Source organism: Enterococcus sp. DIV1096b (genome assembly GCF_050498765.1).
Taxonomy (GTDB): Bacteria; Bacillota; Bacilli; order Lactobacillales; family Enterococcaceae; genus Enterococcus_D; species Enterococcus_D entomosocium.
Window position 1 is genome coordinate 1,760,090 of record NZ_JBMHEK010000001.1, and the last position, 25,808, is coordinate 1,785,897.

A 25,808-nucleotide genomic window follows, 5' to 3' on the forward strand; every position below is an offset into this window, starting at 1 on the left:
TTCTTTTCATGAGCCAAAATATCTTCGTCGCCGGTCTAGGATTGATCGGCGCTTCCTTAGCAACATGTATCAAAAAGGCACATCCGCAAGTGCATTTGATGGGGTGGGATTGTCAGGAAACTAATGAGATCGCATTAGCAACAAATTTAGTAGACGAAGTGCCCCCTTCATTTTCTGAAGGTGCTGTCCGTGCCGACGTGATTTTGTTGGCATTGCCGGTAGAGATCACCAAAAACTATCTTGCCGAACTGGGGGCACTTTCATTAAAGCCTTCGGTGCTAGTAACAGACACCGGCAGTACCAAAGCGGAAATCACGCAATTTGCCGAGTCCTTTTCCTTTGATTTTATTGGGGGCCATCCGATGGCTGGCTCTCATAAATCAGGGATCACAGCAGCCGATGAGAACCTTTTCGAGAATGCTTACTATATCTTCACACCGACGAAAAGTCAGCGGGTGGAAGAACTACAAGAGCTTTTTCGCGGCACTAGAGCCAAATATGTGGCACTTGCTCCCCAAGAGCATGATCAAATCACAGGGATGTTGAGCCATCTGCCTCATATTATTGCTTCGGGATTAGTCAATCAGGCAGATGCCTTCAACCACGAACACCCTAGAGCACAGCAACTTGCAGCAGGCGGTTTTCGCGATATCACTCGCATTGCTTCTTCAGATCCTCGTATGTGGACCGATATCTTATTGAGTAATCGACAGGAGCTGCTGCAGCTGATCGATGAGTGGCAAAAACAAATGACGACCATGGCTCACTGGTTGCAGAAAAAAGACGAACGGGCGATCTTTCGGTTTTTTGAATCCGCGAAGGAAACACGGGATCAATTGCCGGTTCATCAAAATGGGGCGATCCCAGCATTCTATGATCTATTCATCGATGTACCGGATCATCCCGGCGTTGTCGCTGAAGTGACGGGGCTATTGAGCGAACATCAGCTCTCTTTGATCAACTTGAAAATTCTTGAAACTCGAGAAGATATTATTGGTGTTTTACAGATTTCATTCAAAACGCAAAATGATTTGCTGCAAGCAGAGCAGCTGATTCAAAAAAAGACGACCTATTCATGTCGAAAAAAATAGGAGGCCTTTATGAAACTAAAAAAAGCAACACATCTAAAAGGGACGATAGCAGTCCCTGCTGACAAATCAATCTCGCATCGTAGTATCATGTTTGGGGCGTTAGCCGAAGGGACAACGATTGTCCGTAATTTCTTGCGTGGAGAAGACTGCTATAGCACCCTTCATGCATTTCAATCATTAGGCGTTCCAATCCATGATGACGGTCAGACGATCACGATCGAAGGACAGGGCTTTAATGGCCTTAAGCCTGCCCAAGACCCAATTGATATCGGCAATTCTGGTACAACAATTCGCTTAATGATGGGGATTTTGGCTGGACAGCCATTTACAACCACCTTATTCGGCGATAACTCTTTGAATAAACGTCCGATGAACCGAGTGATGCTGCCATTAAGAGAAATGGGTGCCAATGTGAGAGGGCATGAGCAGACGGAGTTCCCACCGATCACCGTTAATGGTACTGCTTCTTTACAGCCCATCAATTATCAGATGCCCGTAGCAAGTGCCCAAGTAAAATCGGCGCTGATTTTTGCGGCATTGCAAGCACAAGGTACCTCGACGATTATTGAAAAAGAGACAAGTCGCAACCATACCGAAGAAATGATTCGTCAATTCGGTGGTGTCATTACAACACAAGGCAAAACGATCACTGTGACGGGACCTCAAACACTCCAAGGACAAGAAGTAATTGTTCCTGGTGATATTTCCTCCGCTGCTTTTTTCCTAACAGCCGGCGCGATTATGCCAGAAAGTGAGATCGTTTTAAAAAATGTCGGGATCAACCCCACTCGTACAGGAATTCTTGACGTACTAGAGGAGATGGGTGCTTCAATTGCTTTTTCTAATCAAGACGATCAGAATCAATCAGCTGACCTTACCGTTCGAAGTTCTACCTTGCAGGCAGTGACCATCGCTGGCGATATTATCCCACGTTTGATCGATGAATTGCCGATCATTGCGTTGTTAGCCACGCAGGCTCATGGCAAAACGGTGATCAAAGATGCGGAAGAACTAAAAGTAAAAGAAACCAACCGAATTGATGCAACTGCCGAAGAGTTGACAAAACTTGGAGCGGACATCACTCCCACCGAGGACGGGTTGATCATCAACGGTCCAACCCCTTTGCATGGCGGACGTGTGTCAAGTCGGGGGGACCATCGCATCGGCATGATGCTGCAAATTGCCGCCTTATTGACAGATGAAGAGGTAGAATTAGAAAAAGCCGAAGCCGTAGCAGTTTCTTATCCTGATTTTTTTGAGGATGTCGCACGTTTGGCTAAAGGAGGAAACAGCGAGTGAAAAAAGTGATATTAATTGGATTTATGGGTGCTGGAAAAACCACGATTGGTCGTCTTTTGGCTGAAGAAACGAAACAGTCTCATGTGGATTTTGATGACTTGATCGTTGCTGAGATCGGCATGACCATTCAAGAATTTTTCGACCAACACGGTGAGGAAGCCTTTCGCAAAATCGAAACGGATATTTTAGCTAAAACTTTGGCAAAGGAACAAATTATTTCCACTGGTGGGGGCATCGTATTAAAAGAAGAAAATCGTCAACTTTTAAAAGAGATGCCGCTCGTCGTGTATTTAAAAACAGATCCCGAGGAGCTGATTCATCGCTTAAAGGCGGATAATGGCAGCATTCGTCCCTTAGTCGTCTCAAAATCACCAGAAGAAATATTGGCTGTTTACCGTCCTCGGATCCCTCTTTATGAAGAAACTGCTTCATTGATCGTTGAAACGACGAACAAAGCACCAGAAGAAATCGTACAGGAAATTTTGATCAAAGCGGGTGCATAAAATGAAGATTGGTTATTTAGGACCGAAAAGTTCCTTTACGCATATAGCTGCGCAAGAAGCTTATCCGGAAAATACCTGTATCCCCTATGGATCGATTCCGCTTTGTATTCAAGCGCTAGCTAACGGCGTGATCGATCGCGCGGTCGTTCCGAACGAGAACTCATTAGAAGGGTCTGTTCATGCCACAATTGATACGCTCTTTCGTCAAAATCAGTTGAGCATCGAACAGGAAGTTATTTTACCGATCAATCATCAATTGTTAGTTTCTCAGCAAACATCAAAAGACAACCGTCCCATCACTAAGATTATTTCTCATCCGCAAGCCTTAGCGCAATGTGCCGACTTCATCGAAGCCCGATTTGCTGGAGCTACTGTTGAGGCGGTTGCTTCCACAACGACTGCAGCAGCCTACGTAGCAAAACATCCAGAAGAAGCAGTTGCGGCGATTGCTTCCAAAGAAGCGGCATTGGCCTATCAATTAACGATCAAAGAAACCAATATTCAAGATGTTGCCTTTAATCAAACCCGTTTTTGGGTTTTGACGAAGAAAGCAGCAAACACCCAGTTACCAGAGCAGACTGCTGAGAAAGCAACGATTTTTGTGACGCTCCCAGCAAACCGACCGGGGATCTTGCACAAAATCTTAGCAACCTTTGGCTGGCGAGAAATTGATTTAAGCAAAATTGAATCGCGGCCTTCAAAAACCACCTTAGGGGAATACTTTTTCGTGATCGATCTGGTGATGGACAAGCCGTGGCAACTGATTGTAAATGCTTTTGAAGAGATTCAGTTGTTGGGTGGTCAAGTCCATCTTCTCGGCGTGTATTCCGTAAATGTTGTTGAGGAAGTGACAAAAAATGACTCAAGTCAAAATAAAATTTAGCCAAGATGAAACCCTTTTAGCAACGTTTCATAAAGAGATCCAAACACAGCACCATCAATGGTACCCAACGATTTTTAAGCCCTTTGATCAGTCAAGATTTGAACAAGCAATCACACAGCAGCTGCAAGAGCCAAGCCACCACTTTTTTATCGCTTGGTTGGCGGACCAGCCTTGTGGCTTTGTGCATCTTCAAGAGGTCTGTTTGCCACAAAATGCGATGATGCATGAACGAAAGTGGCTGGAAATTGCAGCGATCGCTGTTGACCCTCGGTACCAAGGGATGCATATTGGAAAACAATTGTTGGCATTTGCTGAAAACGTTGCGCTGGAAAAAGGCTTCGATGATCTCTCACTAAACTTTTGGTCGGCAAACCAAGTGAAATCATTTTATGAGCAAGCAGGATTTGTGAGCATACGACAAGGTGCATCAAAGCATCTAAGGTAAAATATGAAGAAATTTCCTAGAAAAAGGTTAAAATTTCAGAAAATAGCTTTCTTTCTATAAGGTCTAGGGTATCCTTATAGACAGAGAGCTATTTTTTAGTTGGAGGATCAGAAGCAATGAGCAGGATGGAAAAAAATAAAAAACTGCATGAACGGCTAGAAAAGGAATCCAGTCAGGCAGCCAAAGAAAGTATCTTTGCCCGTCGAGAAGCCAAAAGAAGAAACCAGCGCGTCAGACCGAGTGATTCTACTTTTTCTGCTGATGAGCGAGTAGGAGACATTCCTTATCAAAACACCGAGCATCCTAGGGCAAGCGACTCTCGTGCGGCTCAAAGTTCTCGAGAACAGTCACAAGTAGGAGCAATAAAATCTGAGGGACGAAAAAGCGCGATCCCTCCGCTATCTGCTCAGAGGCCTGCGATGCATCAAAGCCAGGAACAAAGCAAACAAAAACCGTCAAAGCTTAAGAAGACCAAGCAACCCAAACAAAAGAAAAAGCGGAAGCACCCAGTTCTGCGTATTGTGGTTCGGGTACTATTGGTGCTTTTTGCCTATTCATTGATTGCGTTTCTTGTCGGTCAGCAAGTCGCAAGAAGTGACGCTGCTTTTGCTACGACTGATGAAGAGACCTTTAATGGTACGGCCGCTGCAAATGGTGCTCGGAATATATTGCTCATTGGTAGTGATAGTCGTGAAGGAGAAGCTGGACGAGCAGACACTATTATGGTTTTGCAATTAGATGGTCCCAGTAAGCAACCGAAGCTACTTTCCTTTATGCGGGATACTTTAGTTACGATTCCCGGTTATGGCGAAAACAAGATCAATGCGGCTTATGCCTTTGGTGGTGCTGATTTGGTTAGACAAACGTTAGCGGAGAACTTCGGGCTAGAAACCAACTATTATGCAAAAGTTGACTTTCGTTCCTTTGAAAAAGTGATCGACACATTGTTTCCCTCAGGCGTTGCTATCAACGCGGAAAAAGATATGAGTAAAAATCTTGAAGTTGCCATCAAGCAAGGGCAACAACAAATGAATGGGCTTGAGCTGTTGCAATACGCACGCTTTCGGATGGACGAAGAAGGTGACTTCGGTCGTGTAAGACGACAGCAGCAAGTAATGGATGCGATCTTTAGCGAAATGAAAAATCCTTTAGCTATTTTAAAATTGCCTTATGCAGCTGGAAAAGTCTTAGGCTATGCTTCCACCAACCTGCCAATGTCTTTCCTGTTAAAAAATACCTTCTCGATTGCTCGAGGGGCGGGAGGAGTCGACAGCTTGACTGTCCCAGTCGCTGACTCTTGGCAATACGGTTCAAGTGCGAGTGCCGGAAGTGTGTTAGTCGTCAATCTTGAAACCAATCAACAAGCGATCAGGAATTTTCTTAATGAGTAAGCAGAATGAAAAGTTCTGAAAACCATTTGAAAGTAAGTAAATTTATGCTATATTATTAATGACGTTTGAAATTTGTTGAAACGAGGAAAAAGAATGAAATTAGCCGTTGTTACTGACAGTACAGCTTATCTGCCGGAACGGATCAAAAACCATGAAGATTTGTTTATCATACCGATCCCTGTTATTTTAGATGGAAAAGTCTACAATGAGGGCATCGACATTGAAGCTGATGAGTATTACGCTTTGTTGAAAAACAGCAAAGAATTCCCAACCACTTCTCAACCGGTATTAGGAGAAGTGTTAGCCTTATATGAGTCATTGAAAGATCGCGGTTACGACACGATCATTAGTATCCACTTATCAAGCGGTATCTCTGGATTTATCGGAACGCTTTATGGAATTACCGATGAAATCGAAGGCGTTCAAATCATTCCTTACGATTCGAAAATCACAAGTATGCCGATGGGGCACATGGTAGAAACCGCTCTTGATCTGTCAAGTCAAGGCAAAACCGTAGAAGAGATCATTTCCCATCTGGACACTATCAGAGACAATACCTATGCCTATTTGATCGTTGACGACTTGAATAACTTGGTTCGTGGCGGTCGCTTAACCAATGGAGCAGCCTTGATTGGCGGATTATTAAAAATCAAACCGATTTTGACCTTTGATCAAGGAAAAATTGTGCTTTACGAGCGCATTCGTTCCAGCAAAAAAGCATTCAATCGCGCGGAAGATATCATTGGTCAACGGGAGCAAGAAATCGCATTGCCTGTTAAATTTTATGTAATCCACGCCAATAATTTAGAAGTAGCGAAAGAAGAAAAAGCGAAGCTTCAAGCGAAATACCCAAATGCAGAAATTGAGATTGGTCACTTCGGACCAGTTATCGGCACGCATTTAGGGGAAAAAGCCATTGGCATCGCTATTTCAGCGCAATAATTTTTATTTTTTCTATGTTTATTCACGCCATTATCTCCTCAAGACAATGTATGTAAGAATCAGTTAGACGTTCGTCTAGCTGGTTCTTTTTTCTGCTTTTTTGAGATTCGCTTGTAAAAAATCACACAAACTCGTACAATAGGATCAAAATGAAGGACTGGCAAAGGAGGAATTGCTATGAAGTGTTCCTTAAGAAGGTGGCAAATGAGCGATGCGCAAGATTTAGCCCATGCATTAAATAATCAATCCATCCACGATTATTTAATGCATGGGTTGCCATTCCCGTATACGGTCGCAGATGCACAAGCCTATATTCGATCTGTGGAAGAAGCAGAATTTGCCTTTGCAATCACTGTGGATGACCGAGCAGTCGGCAGTATCCGTGCTGTTCGCAAAGAAAATATCCATTATAGAACGGCTGAGATTGGCTACTCTATTGCACAAGAGTACTGGGGAAAAGGTTTGATGACACAAGCCGTTCAACAACTATGTGACTATATATTTACTACTTCAACTATCGTTCGTATTTCTGCTGAATCTTTTGCGAAGAATCATTCCTCTTGTCGTGTGTTGGAAAAGGCAGGTTTTACATTAGAAGGCGTTTTGCGAAAGCATGCGGAGAAAAACCAGCAGCTGTTCGATATGAAGCTCTATGCGTTGATTCGTCAAGAGGAAGACGGGCAGGATGACAACAATCAAAAAGGAGAAACCTATGAATGAACTGCAAAAGTTACCAAATGTAGGTCAAGTTTTAGCGGATCACCTGGTTCGTATCGGCATCAACACCCCTGAACAACTACGCACAAAAACGGCCGAAGAGGTTTTTCTAGCTATCCGCCAACAATGCGATACGGGCGCTTGCTTGCATATGCTCTACGGCATTGAAGGGGCGATCCAAGGCATTCCCAAAGCGCAGCTTGTAAGTGAGAGAAAGCAAGAATTGCGCCTTTTTTTCAATCGATTGAGTTAGTGAAGTTGAAGTAATGCGTCATAAAAAAGCACTTTTTAAGAGCGTTTGTTTTTAGATACTTCTTATCAAGTGCTTTTTTTTACGACTTGTTTCCTCATTCAGCGAAGACACAGTGGTCACATTGGTATTGGTTCCTGAAATCGCCGCAGTCATGGACAGAATCGTTTGCCACTGAAAATCAACTAGACATCTGTCCCTAGCTACTAGAAAAGACCTTTTGCTTGTTCCAAACCAGCTTCCTCATTATACTTACTCTATCTAGTAAATTAGTAATTTACTAAACAAGGAGTGAGAACAATGAAAATACCAGAAAACTTGAAACATAAGCCCGTCATTAAAGTGGAAGACTATGATACTGTTGACGGAAAAAATGCGTTACATACGGATGCAAAAGGCCTTTCCCTCGGATTGGCACAATGGAACGACCGGGGAAAAGTCGATATCTCAGGCAAGGTTTGGCGCCACACAGGTGAAAAATGGTCTCGTCAGTCAGAAGAACTACCGCTCACTAGAATCTTAGATCTAGCAATCTTAGTGGCGCAATCCAGTTTGTATTTTCAAGAGGCTTATCGCCATGAAAAGTTTTACGATCCTGAAAATCCGTTGATCGAGATCATTGGCTTACAAGGAAATCGTATGACCGTTGAAGTAGACACCGAAAATCCTAAGATCGATGAAGACATTTTACTTTTTTATGATTCCTTGCAAAAAGATGGCGAACTTTATGGTGAACGCTTCAAAATCCTAAAGCGGCTTTTGGATGAGCTAGGTTATTAAGAAAAGGAGCAGATTGCCATGACACAAATTCAACCGTCTTTTGTCGTAACGAAAGGACGCGCTTTTAGCAAATTAGAACAAACAATGATTTGGAAAAAACCACAAAGTCATCAGACCAGTGCTGAAGAACTACGAATCGCTTCAGAGATCGCGTTGAATTGGGCGGATCCAGAGATGAAGATTTTCAATGTGTTGCTGGAAGGCGATGCTGGGTCGGGTAAGACTCAGTTGGCAAAGGCACTTTCTGCCGACTTGCAACTGCCCTACACCAAAATCACCTGCTTTGCGGATATGGATAAGTCAGATGTATTTGGTGCTTTATTACCAGTGATCAACACCGACCAAGAAGAGGACAAGGACTTGCTGGATGCGATTTATCAAAGTGATTGTTTTGAAGATGTTTTGGGGTTGATCCAGCGGCATTTTTCCCTGACTCGTGAGCGGGCACGGGCGAAATTTGCGGAACTGATCGAACGGATTGAAACCAGTGATCAGCAACCGACGATTCAATACAAATTTTATCCCTCCGAAATCGTACGGGCGCTGGAAAAAGGCTACTTGCTTGAGATTCAAGAGCCAACGGTCATTCGTGATGCTTCGGTACTAGTGGCACTAAACTCGGCCCTTGAAAAAAATGGAATGCTGAATATCCCGACTGGCTTCGTCCGACGACACCCTGACTGTGTGGTGATCATCACAACGAATCGGAATTACCAAGGCAACCGACCATTGAACGAATCCTTGCGAGATCGGATGCAGCATGCTGAAAAAATGGATTTACCTGAGCTAGCAGTCATGGTGCAGCGAGGCATTGCCAAAACCAATTATCCGGACAAAACGACTGCGGAGAAAATGGCTGAGATCATACGCTTGCTAGACGTGACCGCCAAAGCCAATGCCATCAAAGGAGTGGCGGGCATGCGTTCTTATTTTTATTGGTTAAATGCAGTCAAGCAAGGACAAGATCCCTTTACAGCAATTGATAGCAAAGTGCTATACAAAATCACCACCGATCCGAATGAGCTTCCTCTTTTACAACAGGCGCTAGAAGCTTCAGGATTATTGGCGCAATTGCGGCTTTTGTTTTCTGGACAACCGCTAAATGCCTTTAAAGAACAAATCAAAGGACGCCGAATCAGCAGCGAAGAGGCGGACCAGCGCAATGTAGTGGAAGAAGGCACGCCCGTCCTAAAAAATGAGCAAGTCCTTGAGACCCCCAATCAAGAAACTGAGGCGGAAACGATGGAAACCAGTGATTCTGACAAACAAGAAGCGAAAAGCGCAGCAACTGAGGCGACGTTTTCAGAAGAACTAGAACGCAATAGTCATGATGACCAAGCAAAAGCTGGGAGTGAGGCACAAGAGGCAGCTCCTGCTGCTCATTCTTTGTCGATCGAAGCGTATGAAGCCCAGGAGAAAGAAAAGAAAACTACGGCATCAAAGGCAGCACGACAAGCATTGAAAGAATCAATCCATGCCAAAGAAGGGCTGATCGTTCATCGACCACCCGTCGATTTAGAAAAAGCGACTGAAGCCCAACAGCGTTTGCAGCCGTTGCTGCCGATCGTAGAGTCATTGATCAAGCAAACCCAAGAAGTATTGGAAAATGAACAAGCTTCGGCATACAGTAAAGGTAAGTACAGCGGCACACGCTTTGATGCCAGCAAGGTTGCGTATCAAGATTTCCGGACCTTTGACAAGAAGAATCCACCTCATGAACAGCCTTCCTTAGCTCTTGCTTTGCGCATCGATGAATCGGGTTCGATGATTCGAGAAGATCGGATATTGTATGCGCAACAGGCGGTCTTAGCGGTGAATGCTTTTGCCGAACGTTTATCTTTGCCATTGATGATCTATGGCGATACAGCGGACGTGACCGCTCGTGAAAAAACCTCGCTTTTTGCTTACAAAGAATTTAATGAAGGCTTTGAATTTGTGCCAGAGAAACTCATGACAATGAAGCCTCGGCAAAATAACCGTGATGGGGCTGTCTTGCGCGTGCTAGCTGAAAAGCTCGCTCATCAGCCGGCAACCACTAAATTACTCTTGAATATCAGTGATGGCCAGCCAAAAGCTCTTCCTGATTATACAGGGGTAAAAGCCAAAGAAGATATTCAGCAGGTGATCGCTGACTATGAACGACAAGGGGTGCTGTTTCTGGCAGCTGCCATTGGCCAAGACAAAGAGGTGATCAAAGCGATTTATGGGGAAGAACGCTTTATTGATCTTTCCAATCTAACAGAATTTCCGCAGCGCTTGTTGCAGCTGCTGACAAGGTATTTGTAGACGTCGATAGCTAAAGGGAAAAGAGTGTGGGCTACGTGCCGCACTTTTTTTGATCATAATTATATTATGTAAACAAGAAGATGTTTGTCTAAATTTGAAAAGTTCTGTAAAATAGGCGCCAAAAGGAGGGATATCATGAACAAATGGCGGTACTTCTACTATCCTTGCCAATTCCGCTGGCACGCAGCACTTCGTAGGCGCAGTTTGCTGATGAGTGGTGTATTGGCGATTCTTCTACTGATCATTGCCATCTTTGCAAAGAATTGGCTAGTTTTTTTTCGTCAATGGCTGCACTACGAAACAAATAGTGGTGAGAATCAGATGGATCTCACATATGCCAGTTGGCTTTTCTTTTTGCAATTGCTGCGCTTCGTACTTAGCATTCTAGCTATAGGATTGATCGCCGCCTTTTTATGGCACTGCAATCACATGTATCGTTTTCATTTGATGGGGGAGGAGCAGCAATCTCTGAGTATTCGGTTGTTGTTAGGACAGTCTCCGTTGGTGGTCACCTTAGAAGAGCTTTTCTTTGTAGGCATTCAAAGCATTGTTATTGGTTTGATAGGGCTTGTCAGCGGTTTGTGGTTTAGTCAAAAAGCACTGCAGGATTTTTTTCATTTCTTTCATCTTCCCGCAGGCTTTACTTTTGAATTTCCCTTTAAAGGTCTATTAATCACGCAACTTGTGTGCTCTTGCTGCTTTTTTTTGTTACGATTCCGCGGTACAAAGAGGACGGTTGAAGAGATTCTCGGTAACGGATGCCCGAATGAGTGAGGGGATGATAGGTTGCTTTTATTTCCCTCTTTTAAAATGCGAACATATGTTTTATAATAGGTGAAACAAGATAAAGGTCGTGAATTTGTGAAGACATCCTTAACTTTAGAAATGGAAGAGGCACTTTATTATTATTGTCGTGAAAACAGTGATATTGTGGTAGAAGAGGTAGTCATGCCAGATGATCACGGCATCGTGGATACTTTGAGTTGTCGCTTGACGACTGAAAATACATTTGAATGGCGTTGCTACGAACTCAAAGTTAGTTTGGCAGATTTTCGCTCAAAAGCAAAACTATCCTTTATTGGGAATTATAATTATTTTGTCTTACCCAAGACATTGTATGAAAAAGTCAAAGATCAGATTGCACCTACAATTGGTGTTTTGGTCTATCATGCATTTCTTGAAAAAGAAACGGGCAGCAAAGGGTATTTCAGTGTCGAAAAGAAACCCCAACGGCAAGAGCTGCAGGTTCCAGAAAATGGCTTATTGTTTCGGTTGATTTCGGCACAAGCGAGAGAAGTCGGCAAAGCAAAACAGACTGCTCGAGGATTGCGGGTATTTTCAACAGAACGTTTGTACCAAGAACTGAAGAAACGTCAGCCTGAGTATGACTTGTTTGGTGGTGGAGTCAATTACTATGATCGATTTATTGAAGATACTCAGCTGCAAGCGATCGAAGCCTTGAAAGAAGAATTGGCCGCTACGAGAGCAGCCTATGAAGCGCTGGAAAAACGTTTTTTATCAGGCGAGTAAGAAGGAGAGAAGAAGATGTACTTCCCGTATATTCGTGGAAAACAATTTGATTTATTGGCGTTGAAAGCACTGTTGGAACAAGATCGCTTGTCAGAAGCGATCCAGCCGATCATTGAACCGGTCAAGCAATCAAAAACGTTTTGGACGACCATTGACCTGTTTCAAAGGAAGCAGCATCCTTTTTATCTTGTTCGCAATCCACAGGCTGGGGCTTTTCTGACTGCAGAGGGGTTAGCAGAGTTGCAAAATGTTGCTGCCCCTAAAGCAATGATCGTAGATCGACCCATTGAAACAGTGGAAGAAACGCCTGATCTTTGGATCGTTCATCAAGCGGACCCGGCACTCGCTAGTGATTGGCGGGAAAATACACTGCCGGTGCTGGTAGGCAAAGAGTTTCGTTTGTTAAATAAAATCATCGGCCCGAAACTACTGATGGAAGATCCGTTTACACGTTTACCTAAAAATAGTTTTTATACAGAATGTCCGGACGAAGGGTTTTCAAAAACCCATCATCTTTATCAAAAATTGGGTTATGCTGGGTTTAGTGATTTTTCTGTCGATAGCAAAATTTATTATGAGCACAGTTATCCCTCAAAGCGGTTGGTTTTGCATTGGATCTATCCGACAACTGAGCAAGATTTGCGAATCGTTCACTTATTTTCTGAGGAAGAATTACCAAATCAGAAAGAAAAGTTTTTCGAAGTCATGGAAGCTTTGTTACAGCATGAAGAAGAGTATCCTACACAAACAGCTGGGCTGCAGCTATTAATTGCTGCCTATCAGCAAAGGTCGTTTCCAGGTATGGGCGTTATTCGGAAAGCTGCGGTTATGAATCACTTGGAACTAGTCAGTCGTCTTATTTAGTCTCTATACGTATACGATGGTAAGCTCTAACAAAATACTGCCATTTATTGTACAAAACACCTTGGTTGCACCCATTGTTTTCAGGATAGTGATAAAATCAGGGAAAAGGAGTTGGCGCTCGTGGGAACAAAAGATAGAGAATATTATCGAAATGAAGGAAAAGAATTTGAAAAAAATAAGAAAAACCTGCTTATTCGACGTTTAAATCAACTAATCATTGTATTGGTCGTTTTGATCATTGTCTTTTCGGCGATCCTGTATTACATAGTTTGAAACTTTCCGTAGCTGTCATTGCTTTATTAGCAGCAACAAAAAGAAAATTGTACTTAGATGACTGTGATCCCTTGATTAGGACTCGCTATGGGAATCGGATCCGTTTAGGTGAAAACTGAACGCAACTCAACTTTTGTTGTTTATCGTTGCTGGTTTGCCTGTGATCAAGATTCCCATTAGGCTATTTAGTTAGAACAAATTTGGCTGGGTTATGTACGAATCATTACTGATAAAATCGTGAACAGTGATTCATTAAGCATTGAGTGATTCATTGAGATTGGCCAGCAGCTGCAAACTATCTTTGAATTCAAAGATTCAAGGATCAACAAAATCAAATACAGACAAAGGTACAGATATAATTTGTCAGTTGATTTTCTTATCAGTCGTAAAATAAACAAAAATCCTAAACTATCGCTTAAATAACCGTTTTTTTTGGATTATGCTGCTAATTAGGTTAATTTGAAGGAAATAATCATGAATAAGAGGGAGGAGAGTCGCACAATTACTAGCTAAATACGGTGTTCAAAAAATTTTTTATTTTAGTTTACATAATATATATTATACAAAGTTACATTCAAAAAAGGGTTCGTGCCATTCTAAATAGTTCAAAACAATTTTGTATCATTTTACCTCCCTCCGAATGACTTTTATCAGTAGATTGTCGCTAATGCACCTAAAATTCAATTAAAACTAAGAATTTCTTGTTTTACATGTTCTTCAGATTCTTTTTTTGATTTGCTGATTAACAGATTGATAACTGTCTGGTAGCAAGTACTTGCGGATTCGTCGTCCTACTTTCTTTATCTCAGCAAATACAGATTCAAGCTATCAGCCTTAGCCTTGATTTACGAACCAATCGGTTTGATTGTATGCTATAATCATTTTGAAAATCTTTGAGCTTTTTTCTCGAACTTTATTCATATATAGCCAATCCGTTTCAAAGTTCTAACACTAGTGCTTAGATGTTGCAAATGCTAACAAATACCCGTTACATGATTCTATAAAAAAGAACCCTAAAATCAGGTAGATAACTTAGGATATTTCGTTGGCAAGTAAAATCAAACCAGCAGCTATCCAGAAGCTTATTTTTCCATTTCGTTGACTGGTGAACGGACTTTGCTTCAAATTGCCACTAGTCAGGATGAAATACATAATCATGCTGAATGATATGAGCAAAATAATTTCTACCCCTAAGCCTAACCATAATCGCTCATTGTTTATTATTGTCATTTTATCACCTCAACTCATTTTAGGCAGACTACTGATTTGCCTAGTCTGCAGCTTGTTTTTCCATTTGTGTAATTAATACCCGATAAAAGCAATTTCATAAGTATGGCTGACAATTCCTAAAAAGGAGAATAAAAATGAAAACGAATAATCAATTAAAGCTAGCCTTTTTACCAAAGCTATGGGCGTCACTCCTCTACTTACTTTTCGTGTTCACAGCCCTTTTCCTCTATTTATCAAAGTACTTGGACATTTCTTTCTTTACTTCGAGGTATGCTGACTTTTATCTTCATATCTCCAATTTTTCGATTAGTTTGATTATTGGCTTACTGGGGTACTTTTGGCTTCTCGTAGGTGCGCCATTTAAAGCCGTCACGCTATTGACCCTGCTCTTACTCATTGCCAATCTATTGAGCGAGACTGTCTTTGGCTTTATGAACACCCCTGATCGAATCGATTTACTTTTTGGTATTGCAGGAACGCTCATCGCATATTTTACTTTGGCAATGATCAAAAGACACGGTTTAGTCAAGAATCAATCGTTTTGATTTAAACAGTCATGACTTCTCCTTATATGATCCCCTCGTTACTTAGGTCTAACCTATTTTTTTGGGAAAAGAAACACCTTGCTGCAGTTATTTAGCCGCAAAAAAGCACTCAATAAAGGGAGTGCTTTTTTGCGTTTCCATTGGCGATACTTTCGTATGGCTAGTCACTTGGCAGCCAATACAATGGACTTAGCTGTAGATTTTCCCAATACGGGTTGTGAAAACCTATCAAATAGTGCAAAGCTAAATACCCGAAAATCATAAAGCCAAATGACAAAGTCACGATCCGTCCCCAACGTGGTATTTCTTTGATAAATAAACCTAGCATACATATCAATAAGGGAAACGAATAATTAAACAGTAAATTACTTCTAATATTTTGGTTCAGAGGATCCTTCATTATTTTGTCATTTAAGCCCCAACTTATGCCGACGATCACAAACATAAGCGCCAGAATAGTCAATCGTTTGCGATCAAAAAGCCACTGTTCTTTATCTTTCCTACTTGCAAAGTAGATCGTAAGCAGGACCACGATTAATCCAGACATACTATTCTCCTTTTTCGCCAGCTATTTTCCAAATCGTTCATCGTCGCTTCAGGATAAATTATAACAGATATAGTGCAAAAAAACGATACCCACCACTAGCCCCTTGTTTGATGCCCTTTTTAGATGTTTCATAGAAGAATCAGAAATTTAAAAATCTGTTCGCTTTACAAAAGAGAACGTATGTTTGTATTATATAGATAAGAGGTGATTGCTATGGGTATGCTACAACCATATGAAGATCGAAAAAAGCTAAAGTGGCAAGGATTCTTTTTATCTGAGCATACAACTGAAATTGAAGAGGAACCGACACGTAAGTTTGATTGTCCACCTAAGCCGTCACTCACAACGGAAGAAATCAATCAGTGTTTATTTGAAGCCATGAAAAAGAACCTAACTGTGGCGATCCAACGAGAAGAAGTTAATGAAGAAGGCGGCTATCCTCCAGATATTATCGGGAAAATCAGCGGTTATGACCCATTAGGTATTTATTTGACGGGAGAAACAACGGAAAAAATCCATTATGATGAGATTCGTCACGTTGCTTTTTATGAAGAGAAAAAATGGTTTGATCTCAACGAATGATCCGCTTTTTACTACTTACTAAAGGAGGAATACCTGATGGAAACACAAAAAGGATCTGTCTCAAAAATAAGAATCGTCTCCTTTGCCCCCTCCCCTTTGGTCCGCTTTACACTAGGTACCACCAACTGTTTGATTGCGAAACACAGTTTGAATTTTTTAGGGGATGTTGATGACGGTATGTTTCTAACCGTGGGCGGCTATTGGAATAAGCGCCGTCAATTCGTGGTGCAAAAGTATACGGTGTACGGCAAAACGAAAATCATGTTGGATATCGATGCCTATCGACAAAAAACAGTAAAGGCGGGTTCATTATGAGAGCAAGAGACCTCTTGACAGCACTGACAACGTCGTCGAGTGCAGCAGATTACCAAGGAATTTATTTAACTTACAAAGAAAACCTGATTCCTTTTACGACGATCGCCCAAGATAGCCATAACCAATTGATTTTATTTTTTGAACCAAAAAAACCCGCTCTGACGCTGAAAGAATTATATACACAGCTAATGCTGCATAAGAATTTGGACTTACTCTATTGGGATGGCGAGTCACGTCAAAAAGTTCTAGGGTTTCGTGAACAAGAAGAAAAGATCATTCTTTAGTCCCCTCGCCTATTTTTGGCACACAACAAGTGTCGAAAATCTCGGCAAAACGAAGAAAATAAAGTATACTTTGTGTAAAGACTAAAGGAGTATATCATGAAAAATCAAAAGATCACCCAAATGAGTTTCGCGAAAGTCTATCCCCTATATATTGCCAAAGCAGAGCGGAAAAATCGAACAAAAGAAGAAGTGGATCAGATTATTACCTGGCTGACCGGTTATGACCAAGAAACGCTGCAACAGATGAATGAAGAGCTTTCTTTTGAACGTTTTTTTAGTCAAGCCCCTCAGCTCAATCCCGCACGAAAGCAGATCACTGGTGTCATTTGCGGCATTCGGGTAGAAGAGATCGAAGAGCCAATGGTCCAAGAAATTCGTTATCTAGATAAACTGATCGATGAACTGGCGAAAGGAAAAGCCATGACGAAAATTCTGCGCTCTGCTGAATGAGGCGATTTTTTTCGAGTTGCTATTTAAGAATCAACGCTTTATACTTGAAATACCTTGGCAGGGGCAAATCATTGCTCAAAACACAGTGGGAAAACACCCCACTGTGTTTTTTTATACTGACTTTCTTGACGGTAGCTTTCAACCAGACAGGCGTTCTTAGCTTAGTTCAACCATTTAGCATGTAGTGCCCAGTGGAATTGGCCGACTTTTCGTGAAAACACAAGGACATTGTCTACGTCCCTCTTCTTTACTCAACAAGACTCTCTTAACACGTACAAAAAAGCACTCCTCTTAAAGAAAGGAGTGCTAACTTTTACTTTTTCAATTCTTTGATCTGTTCTTTTCGCTTCAAATACGCCAGTTCTTTTTCCATTTTACGATAGCGGGCGAAAGCTTCTTCTGAAAGTTCACCGGCAGCAATGGCCGCTTTGACCGCGCATTTCGGTTCTGTTTCATGACGACAGTCTCTGAAAAAACAACCTTCAGCATACTGGCTGATCGCTTCAAAGGATTGGTCGATCGAAGCTGACCGGACGGTACTGATGCCAACTTCCCGCATGCCAGGAGTATCAATGATCATTGCGCCAGAGGACAGAGTGAACAACTGGCGACTCGTCGTCGTGTGTCGTCCTCGACTATCCTCTCGTATGTCATTGGTTTTTTGAACGTCTTGCGCCATAAGCTGATTTAATAAGCTGGACTTTCCGACCCCAGATGAACCGATAAATGCGCTGATCTGTCCGTCAGAAAAATACGTTTCCATCAGCAATTCGTTTGGTTCAAAAATGGACGTAGCAAATGTTTTCACACCAAATGCATCGTTTAATGCTTGCAGCAGCTCTGCTTTTTTATCAGCAGTAACTTGATCGGCTTTGGTCAAGAGAATCACCGGATTAGCCCCACTGTCCCAAGCGATCGTTACAAAGCGCTCTAACCGAGCCAAATTGAATTCTTCATTGGCACTAGTTGCAATAAAAACTGTGTCGATGTTCGCCGCAATGCCTTGCTCGTCCGTGCGATTTCCAGCTACTTTTCGTTGTAAAAAACTTTTTCGTGGCAGCAAAGCATCAATCAAGAAATGATCTTGATCGTACACCTGTCCTTGTACAAAATCACCAACGATCGGATAATCCTTTGGCGCTAGTGCCTGTTGGCGAAATTTTCCTGAAACCGTTGCTAAACATTCTTCTCCTGTGGTCAAGCGGACTTTTGCAATATCTTTGGCCTGAAAGACCACAATTCCTTGTTTTTCCATGATTTCCCTCCAGTTAGTTAGGAGGCCGCACTTAAAAAGAGAAACCTCCGAGTTGATGTTGCTTCATTTGATTTGTCATAAGACATTTCCCCTTTCTATGTTGTGCTCATCATGTGATGTCGCTTTATTATACCACCGGAACGGACAGTATGCTAAAGCAAATGACCCAAAAGAACATTTACTGAAACGAAGTAGATAAACAAGCCGGCGATATCTTTGATCGATGTGATGATCGGTGCCGAACCGGCTGCTTGGTCGATGTTTAGTTTAATCAGTACAAACGGGACTAAGAAGCCAAGTGCTGCGGCTAAGGTCATGGCAAAAACTAACGAAATACCAACAGCCACACCTAACATCGGGATTCCTTGCCAAAGTGATGCAGCAGCCCCAGAGATGACCCCTACGATCAAACCTAGACTTAAGCCGATCCAAACTTCTTTAAAGAAATGGCGAGTGAAGGTCGAAAGATCAATATGCCCTAATGACATCCCGCGAACAAAAACAGTTGAGGACTGTGTACCAACGTTTCCACCCATATCCATGATCAAAGGGATAAAAATCGCAACGGCTGCCACCGATTCCAATGTTTGTTCAAATTCATCAATGACTACCCCAGCTAAAAGACCGGCAACCAAAGTGATCACTAGGAACGGCAATCGGACTTTCCAAATTTGCCAAAGGGTGCCGTTGATCAGAACGTTACTACGGTCTGCTTCATTAGAAGCAACATCGACTAAACCAGCGGCATTAAACATGTCTTCTGTCGTTTCTTGCTCGATGACATCGATGGCGTCATCGACAGTGATGATCCCAACGATTCGCGATTCCTTGTCTACGACTGGTAGCGCAATGATATCTAGTTCATTTAGCAAACGTGCCGCTTCTTCCTGGTCCGTGTCCGTGGTAACATAAATAACTTTTTGGGACATGATTTCACTGATGAGTTGATCCCCTTGCGCCATTAAGAGATCTTTCAGCGACAAAACACCTTCTAATGTTTTCGTTTGATCAGTAACATAAAGCGTATAAATCGTTTCTTTTTCTTTGGCTTGCATTCGCACTTTTTCTAACGCTTGATTGACCGTCATATTTTTTTTCAATGTGATGAATTCCGGTGTCATCAAACGTCCAGCAGTCTCAGCCTCATACCCTAATAAGAGGTTTGTTGCAGCACGTTCATCCGGTGCCATTGATTGTAAAAGTTTTTGTGTTACGGTCGCTGGCAACTCATCCAAGAGTCTTACTCGGACATCTGGTGCCATTTCGTTCACAAACTCGGTTGCCCGTTCATCGGTGAAAGAGCGTAATAAGTGTTGTTGTGTAGCTGGTGTCAAATCTTCAAACAGGATAAGTGCTTTATCTTTTGGTAATAGTCGGAAAACGATCACTTTTTCATCCGCGGATAAATTGCTGAACAATTGTAACAGCGGCAGCTCTTCCATTCCTGATACGAGTTCTTTTAATTTTTCAGAGTCTTTCTGATTTAAATAATGTAAGATGGTTTCTTGCTGGTTCATGGGATACACTCCTTCTCCTGTAATTTTGCTCAAAGAAAGAAAGGAAATCGTTCAGAAAATTGTCCAGATTTCTTTCGTTTGAAGGTTGCGTGCTATACAGCTGAAATTTCATTCCGCAGCTGGAGATGCCTGTTATTAAAACAAGCATCAAAGGGAAATAGCAACAACTTTATTCATTATATCACATAGTTTTTTTAAAACATGAAAAATTTGACTTGCAAATAAAAAAAACCATTCAGGCATGTTCCCTTGGTAAAGAAAGTGGGTTAAGAACATTTGAGATCAAAAAGCAAAAGAAACCTGAAAGTTCTGTAAAACGCTCCATGCAAATGGTATGATGAATGGGTTGCAGTTTTTTTACTCCCCGTTTATGCTAACTATACATCAATGAAAAGAGAGGCAAAAAAAGATGGCAAAGAAAAAAACATTTATCGGATCGGTCACTGCGCTTCTCGCACTCGCAGCAGTCGGATTTAGTCTCCTACACAGTAATGATCTATTCCCAAATCACAAAACACCATCATCAGAAGTGGCAATCACTTCTGCTAAGGATATTCGTGCAGATGAGCTGGCACAGTTAACTTACCAAGGCACCCAAACGATTGAAGTCAATCAGAACATTCCTGAGTTTTCAGAAGATGATCTTTCCCTTGAAAATGGTGCCTGGGAAGCATACGGCGACCTCGATCACCTCAATCGTGCGACCTCTGCTGAAGCAATGTTGAATCAATCCTTGATGCCCACGGAAAAGCGTGGCGATATTTCCAGTGTAAAACCGACAGGTTGGCGTAATAAACAGCTCCCTAATGGGAAATATTTATATAATCGAACCCACTTGATTGGCTTTGCTTTAGCTGGCGAAAATGCAAACTGGAAGAATCTGATCACAGGGACAAGTCAGTTGAACAATCCCGAGATGTTGCGCTTAGAAATGGATATCAACTATTATCTCAAGCAAGATAAAAATCATTATGTCCGATATTCCGTCACCCCGATCTATCGCGATGACGAGCTGGTTGCCCGTGGGGTACAGATGCAAGCCCAATCTATTGGCGAGGATACGATCCAATTCAACTATTATATCTTCAACATCCAAGATGGTGTCACAATCAACTATGCGGATGGTAGCAGCGAGATTTCCAACGAAGATATGACGCAGCCGGAGAATGCTACAAGTAGTGAAAACAACACGACAACAGCCACTTCTCAAAGCAGTGAAACAGAGGAAAAACAGAAAGAATATGTCGATCAACAAGGAAACGGTTTGATCAAAGGATCAAGAAGCGGCATCTATCATTTGCCCGGATCTAAATACTACGAGGATACTACCAACCCGAAAGAATGGTTCAAAACCATCGCTGAAGCGGAAGCTGCCGGCTACCGTGCACCAAAATAAAAAAGCCTTAGGCTTTTTTATTTTGGTTTTATTTATTCTTCGTTGGCTTGTGCTTGTCGCAACACTTTGACATAGGCCTTCCCTTCGTCTGTAAAACGAACCGAACGTGACTTAAAGCGATAAGCTCGGTAAATCAGGCCTCTTTTTTCAAGACGCAATAAATGACGATAAACCAAAGAAGTTGTTTTTATCTCTTCATTGGCACAGATTTCTCGTATGGTAGGTGCGCAACCTTGAGCTTGCATATATTCGTCAATAAAAAGTAAGATTCGATCTTTTCTCGGCATAATTCCTCCTTTCCGCAAAACAGTCTTCACTGCTGCAAATTCGTAAAAACCGATAAGCTACTGCCTCGTCAGCTTTTTGTCCAATTAATACACTGAAAATCTATTGTTCCTCTCTCTTTTCCCATTCTTCCAACGAGTTAAAGTTCCTTTTAAACGCTGGAATTTTCCCCTTAACGAGAAAAACATCGGCAAGCAGCGCTCTTTGTTATTGATTTTATCAAATTTAACAGCAAAAAATAGTAAATTTGAAAATTATTTTCCTTTTTATTGACAAAAAATAAATAAAGGTATTATTTTTTCTTGGAATTTGTTATTCTAAATTTAAGTAAAGGAGGATTTTATGTTAGGGATCGGCTTATTTTTTGTAGGAATTACTTTGATAATCAACGGCTGGGGAAGTTTACTTCACATTGACTATCGTTCACTTGCTTTAATTAATCTTTTTACAGGTTCGTTATCTTTCATTATCAATCTAATCTATATGCTCCAAGGTGCTTATTATGAAGCAGGCACAGGCTTTCTCTTTGCCTTCACGTATTTACTAGTAGGAATTATTTATCTCTTTGGTTTGGATCTACGGATTTATGGAATTTTTGCGCTATTCGTAGCCATCAATACCTTGCCTTTTGCCTGGGTCTCTTGGCAATGGGAGCAAGATCCCCTTTTTGCACTGATTTGGTTAACATGGGGAGCATTATGGTTTTGCGGCTTTTTGGATACGATCGTGAAGGTAAACTTTGGTCGTAAGATTCATTATTTTGCGATCGCTTGCGGTATCTTCACTACGTGGGTCCCAGGTTTGCTGATGCTATTAGATCTCTATTAAACAATAGTGATTATCTCAATGATAATCACTATTGTTTATTTCTAAAAAGTGCTCAATCTCCTGCATCGCCTTCTGAGGACCATTTGTCGGGAAATGATTCTTTAGCTGGCAGGCTTGTTGGCAAATCTTCAGATCTCCAACCTCTGTCAGAGCAGTTTCCAGCTTTTTCTCAGTTACTGGTTTTGTCAGTGCAATTGCATTGCCATACGCCACGCAGTACTGAATATTGCAGCTTTGCTCATAGTGCATCCCGATTCCGATAAACGGCTTCCCAGAGGCACAAGCTGTTTGAACAGTCCCTTCCCCACCATGGATAAAAGAAAAATCGATATGCTCATGCCATAGATGACTTGGCAGATATTCGGTCAGGAACAAATTCTTTGAGACGTTGTGTTTCCCCTTGAGTAGATGAGTAACCGGAGCAATGATCGCTAGTTCCGAACGGTTTTGTAAGAAAGCTAAGATTTTTCGCACCATGCGCGGATTCCCCGAACTGCCCATTGCAAAATAAACGATTCGTTTTCTTTCCCGCCGCTTTTGTTCAATAAAAGTCAACACTTCTTCTGGCAAGGACGCCCCCATCTTGGCAAAAATCGGCCCCACGATTCGATAATTATCTGGCAGCAGCTCTTTTGTTATAAAGCGTTCAGGAGTGGTGATGAGATTTAAATCAGCGTCCATCATTCGTAAGCTCGTTTCAGGCATAGAAAGTTTTTCTGTTTGGGCAGCGTGTTTGAATGCTCGGGGCATCCAGCGGGATTTTACCAATTGTTTTCTTGTCCAATACCAAAGTGGTTTCCTTAACGGTCCGAAGAAACGCAAACTAGAAGGGATAAACGCGCTATCTGATCGAAAAAGGGATCACTCATCGCATAGGGTTTTACGTAGACTAAGGGAATCTGTTTGCTGCGAGCAGATAGAAAGATCGTGACATTCGATCCAGTTACAATCACCTGAGGAGCAAGCTTGTCGACCAGTTTTTTTTCGCTCAGGATACGCGCAGCAACCATCTCTTTGGTGAAGGGATTTTTGAATGAGCGCAGTTGATCTAATTTTATGATCTGTTCCTCTTGTTTTTCTGCCAGAGTCGGCGTCAATAAATGGTACGTAAAACCACTTTCAATGATAAGTGAAGCAAAGGTCTTTGAAAAACCAAAGAACTCACAGTGGTGATTTCCTTGCATTTGTTTAGCGACTTCGATCATCCGTGTCGTTTCAGCCAAGTTGAATACCGCAGGTGCAAAAAGAATCATTGGCATGCAATCCTCCTCATGTATCGAGTCCATCCACTCGTTTCTTTCAAGTATACTAAAAGAGCGCATACTTAGGAGAAGTTTTTTGCAGACCTTCTCGTTCATCTTTTTACATTGTTTAACTAAAAATTTGCTATAATAAAGAAAACCTTTCAAGGAGTAAACCAATGCGAAAAAAAATATCTTCCTTGCGGCTTAGTATATTCTCACGCGGGCTCATTCTCTTTGCTTTCTTTTTCTTGATTCAACAATTGAGGGAAATGGTTGTTTCTGACTTTGCACTTTTTCCTTCTCTGGCATTCATCCAAATTCTCTTGATGATCCTTTCAACCTTTCTCATTAGCAAGTTTGTTAAAAAACGCTCGTGGCGGCAAGTGCTTTTTGGCAGCTACCTATTCATCATCGGCTCGCTGTTTTCTTTCCGGCTAGCAAATAATCCATTGGAGCTGCAAGCAGCCACTCTTTATATGATAGGCGCTTTTTTTGGTGGCATTCTTTGGGAGTATTTGGCACAGCGCTTAGCAACAGATCTTATGGCCAAAGAACATGAACCTCGTTAACAGAGGTTTTTTTCTTTTTCTGATAGAAAAGACAAAAATTCTTCGTATATAGTGTGAAGGGGTGAAAAAGGTGCAGGATGAAGAAATCATTAAACGAATCAAAAAGAAAGACTATGCCGGCTTAGAAGAACTGTTAGCTGTTTATGGTGATAGCATGCTGAGGACGATTCATAGTGTCCTCTCCCAACCGCATGAAGTGAGCGAGCGCCAAGATGTAGCGAACGAAGTTTTTTACGAGGTTTGGCAAAAGATTGCTGCGTATCAACCTGACAGAAGCCGCTTGATTACTTGGCTGCTTTTGATCAGTCGTAGTCGTGCGATTGACCACAAGCGAAAGTTGAACAAGCGCTCATTGGAAGAAAAACCTGTTGATGAGCAGGAATTAGCTATTGAAGAATCACCTTTAACAAAGGAAAACTTTTTGGGCTTTATTGAAGACCTTGAAGCCCTTGATCAAAGGATCTTTCTGCTCTACTATTTTTATCAGGAATCACCCGAAACCATCGCAGAGCAGACGGACTTAAATGTCTCAGCAATCTACAATCGTCTTTCCCGTGGCCGCAAACGCTTAAAAGAAAGGATGACTATCGATGGATTTTAAACAGTTAGTCTTAAATGAAAATAAATCACTGATAAAAGTAACTGAACAAGAAAAAGCAACAACCTTCGAGCTGTCCAAACAATATGTTTTCTTGCAAGATCTATTAGAGGAGCTTCGGACGCTTTTAGCAAAAGACGAAACGATTCTTGGCTATCTGCCTTTGACGCCAGATGGAAACCTCGCCTTCGCCAACCAAGGGCTTGGCGCCTATGCGTATGCAACAACTGAGAAAGCAAAAGCATACCGTGACATCTTTCATGATACCCGCGGCAATCGTTTGTTGGTTTTCACAGAAACCCGAATGCTTTTTCTGGTCATCATCGACTATTTAGAAAGTAACACCTATTTCAGTTACCCCTATGAGAACATCAAGGCGTTCACCATCAAGCCAAGAAAGCTGATGAAGCACGAATCACCAGAGGATAAAGAACAATTCCATTGGGGCTATTTCGACTTTCAAGCGGGGACGCACATTTTCTCAGAAGTGCTGACGAAAAAAGACTACGAATTATTTACGTCCTATCATGAATCGATCCCTGCACTCAAGAAAATTCCAATTCAAAACAAAATTTACAGAGCAGCCAAATATCAGTATTTCTTGAGTAATTGGCATTTCAGTTTTCGCTTGATGACCATTTTCAACCTGCTCTTCCTGCTGCTGTTTGTATTACTGATTCTCGGATTTTTCTTACACTTTGGTCCACTGAAAGGATTTTATTATAAGGATCTATTGGATATAGGTATGATCATTTCCCTTTTGTATAGTAAGAATATCTTGCCATAAAAAAAGACTGCCGTTCCTTCCTAATCATTTCTTTGATATCAATTGAATAAAGCACCAGATTTTCTACGGAAGAGCACCTGTTGCAGGATTCAAGTGAAAACGAATGCTGCAACAGGTGCTTT

At 41.8% G+C, this 25,808-nt stretch carries 28 protein-coding genes and 1 pseudogene; 24 read left to right on the top strand and 5 right to left on the bottom strand.

Features of this window, described 5'->3' with window-relative positions; all coding sequences use genetic code 11:
* Window positions 1-8: 8 nt before the first annotated feature.
* The 15 genes from IGJ17_RS08370 to IGJ17_RS08440 all read left to right on the top strand — a co-directional run bounded on the left by IGJ17_RS08370 (window position 9) and on the right by IGJ17_RS08440 (window position 15,029).
* Window positions 9-1,091 (top strand): prephenate dehydrogenase, encoded by a 1,083-nt coding sequence (locus tag IGJ17_RS08370; RefSeq protein WP_008379898.1) that lies wholly within the window; start codon window positions 9-11, stop codon window positions 1,089-1,091.
* Window positions 1,092-1,100: 9 nt separating this feature from the next.
* A complete protein-coding gene (aroA, locus tag IGJ17_RS08375; RefSeq protein ID WP_008379900.1) occupies window positions 1,101-2,390 on the top strand; it encodes a 3-phosphoshikimate 1-carboxyvinyltransferase in 1,290 nt (429 codons plus the stop codon).
* Window positions 2,387-2,893, top strand: a complete 507-nt coding sequence (locus tag IGJ17_RS08380) for a shikimate kinase (RefSeq protein ID WP_008379901.1) — start codon at window positions 2,387-2,389, stop codon at window positions 2,891-2,893. Before aroA ends, IGJ17_RS08380 begins: the two co-directional genes overlap by 4 nt.
* 1 nt (window position 2,894) lies before the next feature.
* Window positions 2,895-3,776 (top strand): prephenate dehydratase, encoded by an 882-nt coding sequence (gene pheA / locus IGJ17_RS08385; protein ID WP_086299442.1) that lies wholly within the window; start codon window positions 2,895-2,897, stop codon window positions 3,774-3,776.
* The gene (locus IGJ17_RS08390) at window positions 3,751-4,221 is read left to right on the top strand and encodes a GNAT family N-acetyltransferase (RefSeq protein ID WP_005235950.1); all 471 of its coding nucleotides are present in this window, start codon (window positions 3,751-3,753) and stop codon (window positions 4,219-4,221) included. The genes pheA and IGJ17_RS08390 overlap by 26 nt, the downstream gene beginning before the upstream one ends.
* A gap of 116 nt (window positions 4,222-4,337) precedes the next feature.
* A complete protein-coding gene (locus IGJ17_RS08395) occupies window positions 4,338-5,612 on the top strand; it encodes an LCP family protein (protein WP_142437565.1) in 1,275 nt (424 codons plus the stop codon).
* Between the two features lie 93 nt (window positions 5,613-5,705).
* On the top strand, window positions 5,706-6,554 hold the full coding sequence (locus IGJ17_RS08400; protein WP_005235946.1) for a DegV family protein: 849 nt from the start codon (window positions 5,706-5,708) through the stop codon (window positions 6,552-6,554).
* Window positions 6,555-6,731: 177 nt separating this feature from the next.
* Window positions 6,732-7,274, top strand: a complete 543-nt coding sequence (locus IGJ17_RS08405; RefSeq protein ID WP_422705952.1) for a GNAT family N-acetyltransferase — start codon at window positions 6,732-6,734, stop codon at window positions 7,272-7,274.
* Window positions 7,267-7,524: a TfoX/Sxy family protein gene (locus IGJ17_RS08410; protein ID WP_315042361.1), complete on the top strand. Its 258-nt coding sequence runs from the start codon at window positions 7,267-7,269 to the stop codon at window positions 7,522-7,524. The genes IGJ17_RS08405 and IGJ17_RS08410 overlap by 8 nt, the downstream gene beginning before the upstream one ends.
* A gap of 297 nt (window positions 7,525-7,821) precedes the next feature.
* Complete coding sequence (locus IGJ17_RS08415) at window positions 7,822-8,301, top strand: DUF6530 family protein (protein WP_005235941.1); 480 nt, start codon at window positions 7,822-7,824, stop codon at window positions 8,299-8,301.
* 18 nt (window positions 8,302-8,319) lie between these two features.
* Complete coding sequence (locus IGJ17_RS08420; protein WP_429961243.1) at window positions 8,320-10,587, top strand: AAA family ATPase; 2,268 nt, start codon at window positions 8,320-8,322, stop codon at window positions 10,585-10,587.
* A gap of 135 nt (window positions 10,588-10,722) precedes the next feature.
* Window positions 10,723-11,361, top strand: coding sequence for a hypothetical protein (locus IGJ17_RS08425; protein WP_429961244.1), 639 nt, complete (start codon window positions 10,723-10,725; stop codon window positions 11,359-11,361).
* 87 nt (window positions 11,362-11,448) lie between these two features.
* On the top strand, window positions 11,449-12,117 hold the full coding sequence (locus tag IGJ17_RS08430; protein WP_194188442.1) for a hypothetical protein: 669 nt from the start codon (window positions 11,449-11,451) through the stop codon (window positions 12,115-12,117).
* 15 nt (window positions 12,118-12,132) lie between these two features.
* Window positions 12,133-12,981, top strand: a complete 849-nt coding sequence (locus tag IGJ17_RS08435) for a sce7725 family protein (RefSeq protein ID WP_194188443.1) — start codon at window positions 12,133-12,135, stop codon at window positions 12,979-12,981.
* Between the two features lie 1,637 nt (window positions 12,982-14,618).
* Window positions 14,619-15,029 (top strand): hypothetical protein, encoded by a 411-nt coding sequence (locus IGJ17_RS08440; RefSeq protein WP_016620133.1) that lies wholly within the window; start codon window positions 14,619-14,621, stop codon window positions 15,027-15,029.
* Window positions 15,030-15,189: 160 nt separating this feature from the next.
* Here the strand turns inward: IGJ17_RS08440 and IGJ17_RS08445 are convergent, their stop codons facing one another.
* Window positions 15,190-15,576, bottom strand: coding sequence for a hypothetical protein (locus IGJ17_RS08445; RefSeq protein ID WP_016620132.1), 387 nt, complete (start codon window positions 15,574-15,576; stop codon window positions 15,190-15,192).
* 213 nt (window positions 15,577-15,789) lie between these two features.
* On the opposite strand from IGJ17_RS08445, the gene IGJ17_RS08450 reads away from it, so the two are divergent.
* The 4 genes from IGJ17_RS08450 (at window position 15,790) to IGJ17_RS08465 (ending at window position 17,207) form a co-directional block, all read left to right on the top strand.
* Window positions 15,790-16,158, top strand: coding sequence for a hypothetical protein (locus IGJ17_RS08450; RefSeq protein ID WP_016611785.1), 369 nt, complete (start codon window positions 15,790-15,792; stop codon window positions 16,156-16,158).
* Between the two features lie 36 nt (window positions 16,159-16,194).
* Complete coding sequence (locus tag IGJ17_RS08455) at window positions 16,195-16,473, top strand: hypothetical protein (RefSeq protein WP_016611786.1); 279 nt, start codon at window positions 16,195-16,197, stop codon at window positions 16,471-16,473.
* Window positions 16,470-16,757, top strand: a complete 288-nt coding sequence (locus tag IGJ17_RS08460) for a hypothetical protein (protein ID WP_005226077.1) — start codon at window positions 16,470-16,472, stop codon at window positions 16,755-16,757. Before IGJ17_RS08455 ends, IGJ17_RS08460 begins: the two co-directional genes overlap by 4 nt.
* Window positions 16,758-16,853: 96 nt before the next feature.
* Complete coding sequence (locus IGJ17_RS08465) at window positions 16,854-17,207, top strand: DUF2200 domain-containing protein (protein ID WP_005235929.1); 354 nt, start codon at window positions 16,854-16,856, stop codon at window positions 17,205-17,207.
* A 313-nt stretch (window positions 17,208-17,520) separates the two neighbouring features.
* Here the strand turns inward: IGJ17_RS08465 and rsgA are convergent, their stop codons facing one another.
* Window positions 17,521-18,462, bottom strand: coding sequence for a ribosome small subunit-dependent GTPase A (rsgA, locus tag IGJ17_RS08470; RefSeq protein WP_016611787.1), 942 nt, complete (start codon window positions 18,460-18,462; stop codon window positions 17,521-17,523).
* Window positions 18,463-18,614: 152 nt separating this feature from the next.
* A complete protein-coding gene (mgtE, locus tag IGJ17_RS08475) occupies window positions 18,615-19,979 on the bottom strand; it encodes a magnesium transporter (protein WP_016611788.1) in 1,365 nt (454 codons plus the stop codon).
* A 409-nt stretch (window positions 19,980-20,388) separates the two neighbouring features.
* Here mgtE and IGJ17_RS08480 point away from each other — a divergent pair, with 409 nt between their 5' ends.
* Window positions 20,389-21,375 (top strand): DNA/RNA non-specific endonuclease, encoded by a 987-nt coding sequence (locus IGJ17_RS08480; protein WP_016611790.1) that lies wholly within the window; start codon window positions 20,389-20,391, stop codon window positions 21,373-21,375.
* 32 nt (window positions 21,376-21,407) lie between these two features.
* On the opposite strand, the gene IGJ17_RS08485 is transcribed toward IGJ17_RS08480, so the two are convergent.
* Window positions 21,408-21,662 (bottom strand): LexA family protein, encoded by a 255-nt coding sequence (locus IGJ17_RS08485; RefSeq protein WP_016620130.1) that lies wholly within the window; start codon window positions 21,660-21,662, stop codon window positions 21,408-21,410.
* A gap of 340 nt (window positions 21,663-22,002) precedes the next feature.
* Between IGJ17_RS08485 and IGJ17_RS08490 the strand changes: the two genes are divergently transcribed.
* On the top strand, window positions 22,003-22,488 hold the full coding sequence (locus IGJ17_RS08490; RefSeq protein WP_005235922.1) for an AmiS/UreI family transporter: 486 nt from the start codon (window positions 22,003-22,005) through the stop codon (window positions 22,486-22,488).
* A 15-nt stretch (window positions 22,489-22,503) separates the two neighbouring features.
* Here IGJ17_RS08490 and IGJ17_RS08495 read toward each other — a convergent pair.
* Window positions 22,504-23,747 (bottom strand): annotated as a pseudogene (locus IGJ17_RS08495) (glycosyltransferase).
* 161 nt (window positions 23,748-23,908) lie between these two features.
* On the opposite strand from IGJ17_RS08495, the gene IGJ17_RS08500 reads away from it, so the two are divergent.
* The 3 genes from IGJ17_RS08500 (at window position 23,909) to IGJ17_RS08510 (ending at window position 25,686) form a co-directional block, all read left to right on the top strand.
* Window positions 23,909-24,301 carry a hypothetical protein gene (locus IGJ17_RS08500; protein ID WP_008379958.1) on the top strand — a complete coding sequence of 131 codons (393 nt, stop codon included), beginning with the start codon at window positions 23,909-23,911 and terminating at the stop codon, window positions 24,299-24,301.
* A gap of 61 nt (window positions 24,302-24,362) precedes the next feature.
* Window positions 24,363-24,902 carry a sigma-70 family RNA polymerase sigma factor gene (locus tag IGJ17_RS08505; protein ID WP_051013026.1) on the top strand — a complete coding sequence of 180 codons (540 nt, stop codon included), beginning with the start codon at window positions 24,363-24,365 and terminating at the stop codon, window positions 24,900-24,902.
* Window positions 24,892-25,686, top strand: a complete 795-nt coding sequence (locus IGJ17_RS08510; protein ID WP_005235915.1) for a hypothetical protein — start codon at window positions 24,892-24,894, stop codon at window positions 25,684-25,686. Before IGJ17_RS08505 ends, IGJ17_RS08510 begins: the two co-directional genes overlap by 11 nt.
* The last annotated feature ends 122 nt before the right edge of the window (window positions 25,687-25,808 follow it).

Excerpts from the sequence above, each read along its gene's own strand:
- IGJ17_RS08370 (WP_008379898.1), top strand. The coding sequence starts at position 9 with ATGAGCCAAAATATCTTCGTCGCCGGTCTAGGATTGATCGGCGCTTCC.
- aroA (WP_008379900.1), top strand. The coding sequence starts at position 1,101 with ATGAAACTAAAAAAAGCAACACATCTAAAAGGGACGATAGCAGTCCCT.
- pheA (WP_086299442.1), top strand. The coding sequence starts at position 2,895 with ATGAAGATTGGTTATTTAGGACCGAAAAGTTCCTTTACGCATATAGCT.
- IGJ17_RS08390 (WP_005235950.1), top strand. The coding sequence starts at position 3,751 with ATGACTCAAGTCAAAATAAAATTTAGCCAAGATGAAACCCTTTTAGCA.
- IGJ17_RS08395 (WP_142437565.1), top strand. The coding sequence starts at position 4,338 with ATGAGCAGGATGGAAAAAAATAAAAAACTGCATGAACGGCTAGAAAAG.
- IGJ17_RS08400 (WP_005235946.1), top strand. The coding sequence starts at position 5,706 with ATGAAATTAGCCGTTGTTACTGACAGTACAGCTTATCTGCCGGAACGG.
- IGJ17_RS08405 (WP_422705952.1), top strand. The coding sequence starts at position 6,732 with ATGAAGTGTTCCTTAAGAAGGTGGCAAATGAGCGATGCGCAAGATTTA.
- IGJ17_RS08410 (WP_315042361.1), top strand. The coding sequence starts at position 7,267 with ATGAATGAACTGCAAAAGTTACCAAATGTAGGTCAAGTTTTAGCGGAT.
- IGJ17_RS08415 (WP_005235941.1), top strand. The coding sequence starts at position 7,822 with ATGAAAATACCAGAAAACTTGAAACATAAGCCCGTCATTAAAGTGGAA.
- IGJ17_RS08420 (WP_429961243.1), top strand. The coding sequence starts at position 8,320 with ATGACACAAATTCAACCGTCTTTTGTCGTAACGAAAGGACGCGCTTTT.
- IGJ17_RS08425 (WP_429961244.1), top strand. The coding sequence starts at position 10,723 with ATGAACAAATGGCGGTACTTCTACTATCCTTGCCAATTCCGCTGGCAC.
- IGJ17_RS08435 (WP_194188443.1), top strand. The coding sequence starts at position 12,133 with ATGTACTTCCCGTATATTCGTGGAAAACAATTTGATTTATTGGCGTTG.
- IGJ17_RS08440 (WP_016620133.1), top strand. The coding sequence starts at position 14,619 with ATGAAAACGAATAATCAATTAAAGCTAGCCTTTTTACCAAAGCTATGG.
- IGJ17_RS08445 (WP_016620132.1), bottom strand. The coding sequence starts at position 15,576 with ATGTCTGGATTAATCGTGGTCCTGCTTACGATCTACTTTGCAAGTAGG.
- IGJ17_RS08450 (WP_016611785.1), top strand. The coding sequence starts at position 15,790 with ATGGGTATGCTACAACCATATGAAGATCGAAAAAAGCTAAAGTGGCAA.
- IGJ17_RS08455 (WP_016611786.1), top strand. The coding sequence starts at position 16,195 with ATGGAAACACAAAAAGGATCTGTCTCAAAAATAAGAATCGTCTCCTTT.
- IGJ17_RS08460 (WP_005226077.1), top strand. The coding sequence starts at position 16,470 with ATGAGAGCAAGAGACCTCTTGACAGCACTGACAACGTCGTCGAGTGCA.
- IGJ17_RS08465 (WP_005235929.1), top strand. The coding sequence starts at position 16,854 with ATGAAAAATCAAAAGATCACCCAAATGAGTTTCGCGAAAGTCTATCCC.
- rsgA (WP_016611787.1), bottom strand. The coding sequence starts at position 18,462 with ATGGAAAAACAAGGAATTGTGGTCTTTCAGGCCAAAGATATTGCAAAA.
- mgtE (WP_016611788.1), bottom strand. The coding sequence starts at position 19,979 with ATGAACCAGCAAGAAACCATCTTACATTATTTAAATCAGAAAGACTCT.
- IGJ17_RS08480 (WP_016611790.1), top strand. The coding sequence starts at position 20,389 with ATGGCAAAGAAAAAAACATTTATCGGATCGGTCACTGCGCTTCTCGCA.
- IGJ17_RS08485 (WP_016620130.1), bottom strand. The coding sequence starts at position 21,662 with ATGCCGAGAAAAGATCGAATCTTACTTTTTATTGACGAATATATGCAA.
- IGJ17_RS08490 (WP_005235922.1), top strand. The coding sequence starts at position 22,003 with ATGTTAGGGATCGGCTTATTTTTTGTAGGAATTACTTTGATAATCAAC.
- IGJ17_RS08500 (WP_008379958.1), top strand. The coding sequence starts at position 23,909 with ATGCGAAAAAAAATATCTTCCTTGCGGCTTAGTATATTCTCACGCGGG.
- IGJ17_RS08510 (WP_005235915.1), top strand. The coding sequence starts at position 24,892 with ATGGATTTTAAACAGTTAGTCTTAAATGAAAATAAATCACTGATAAAA.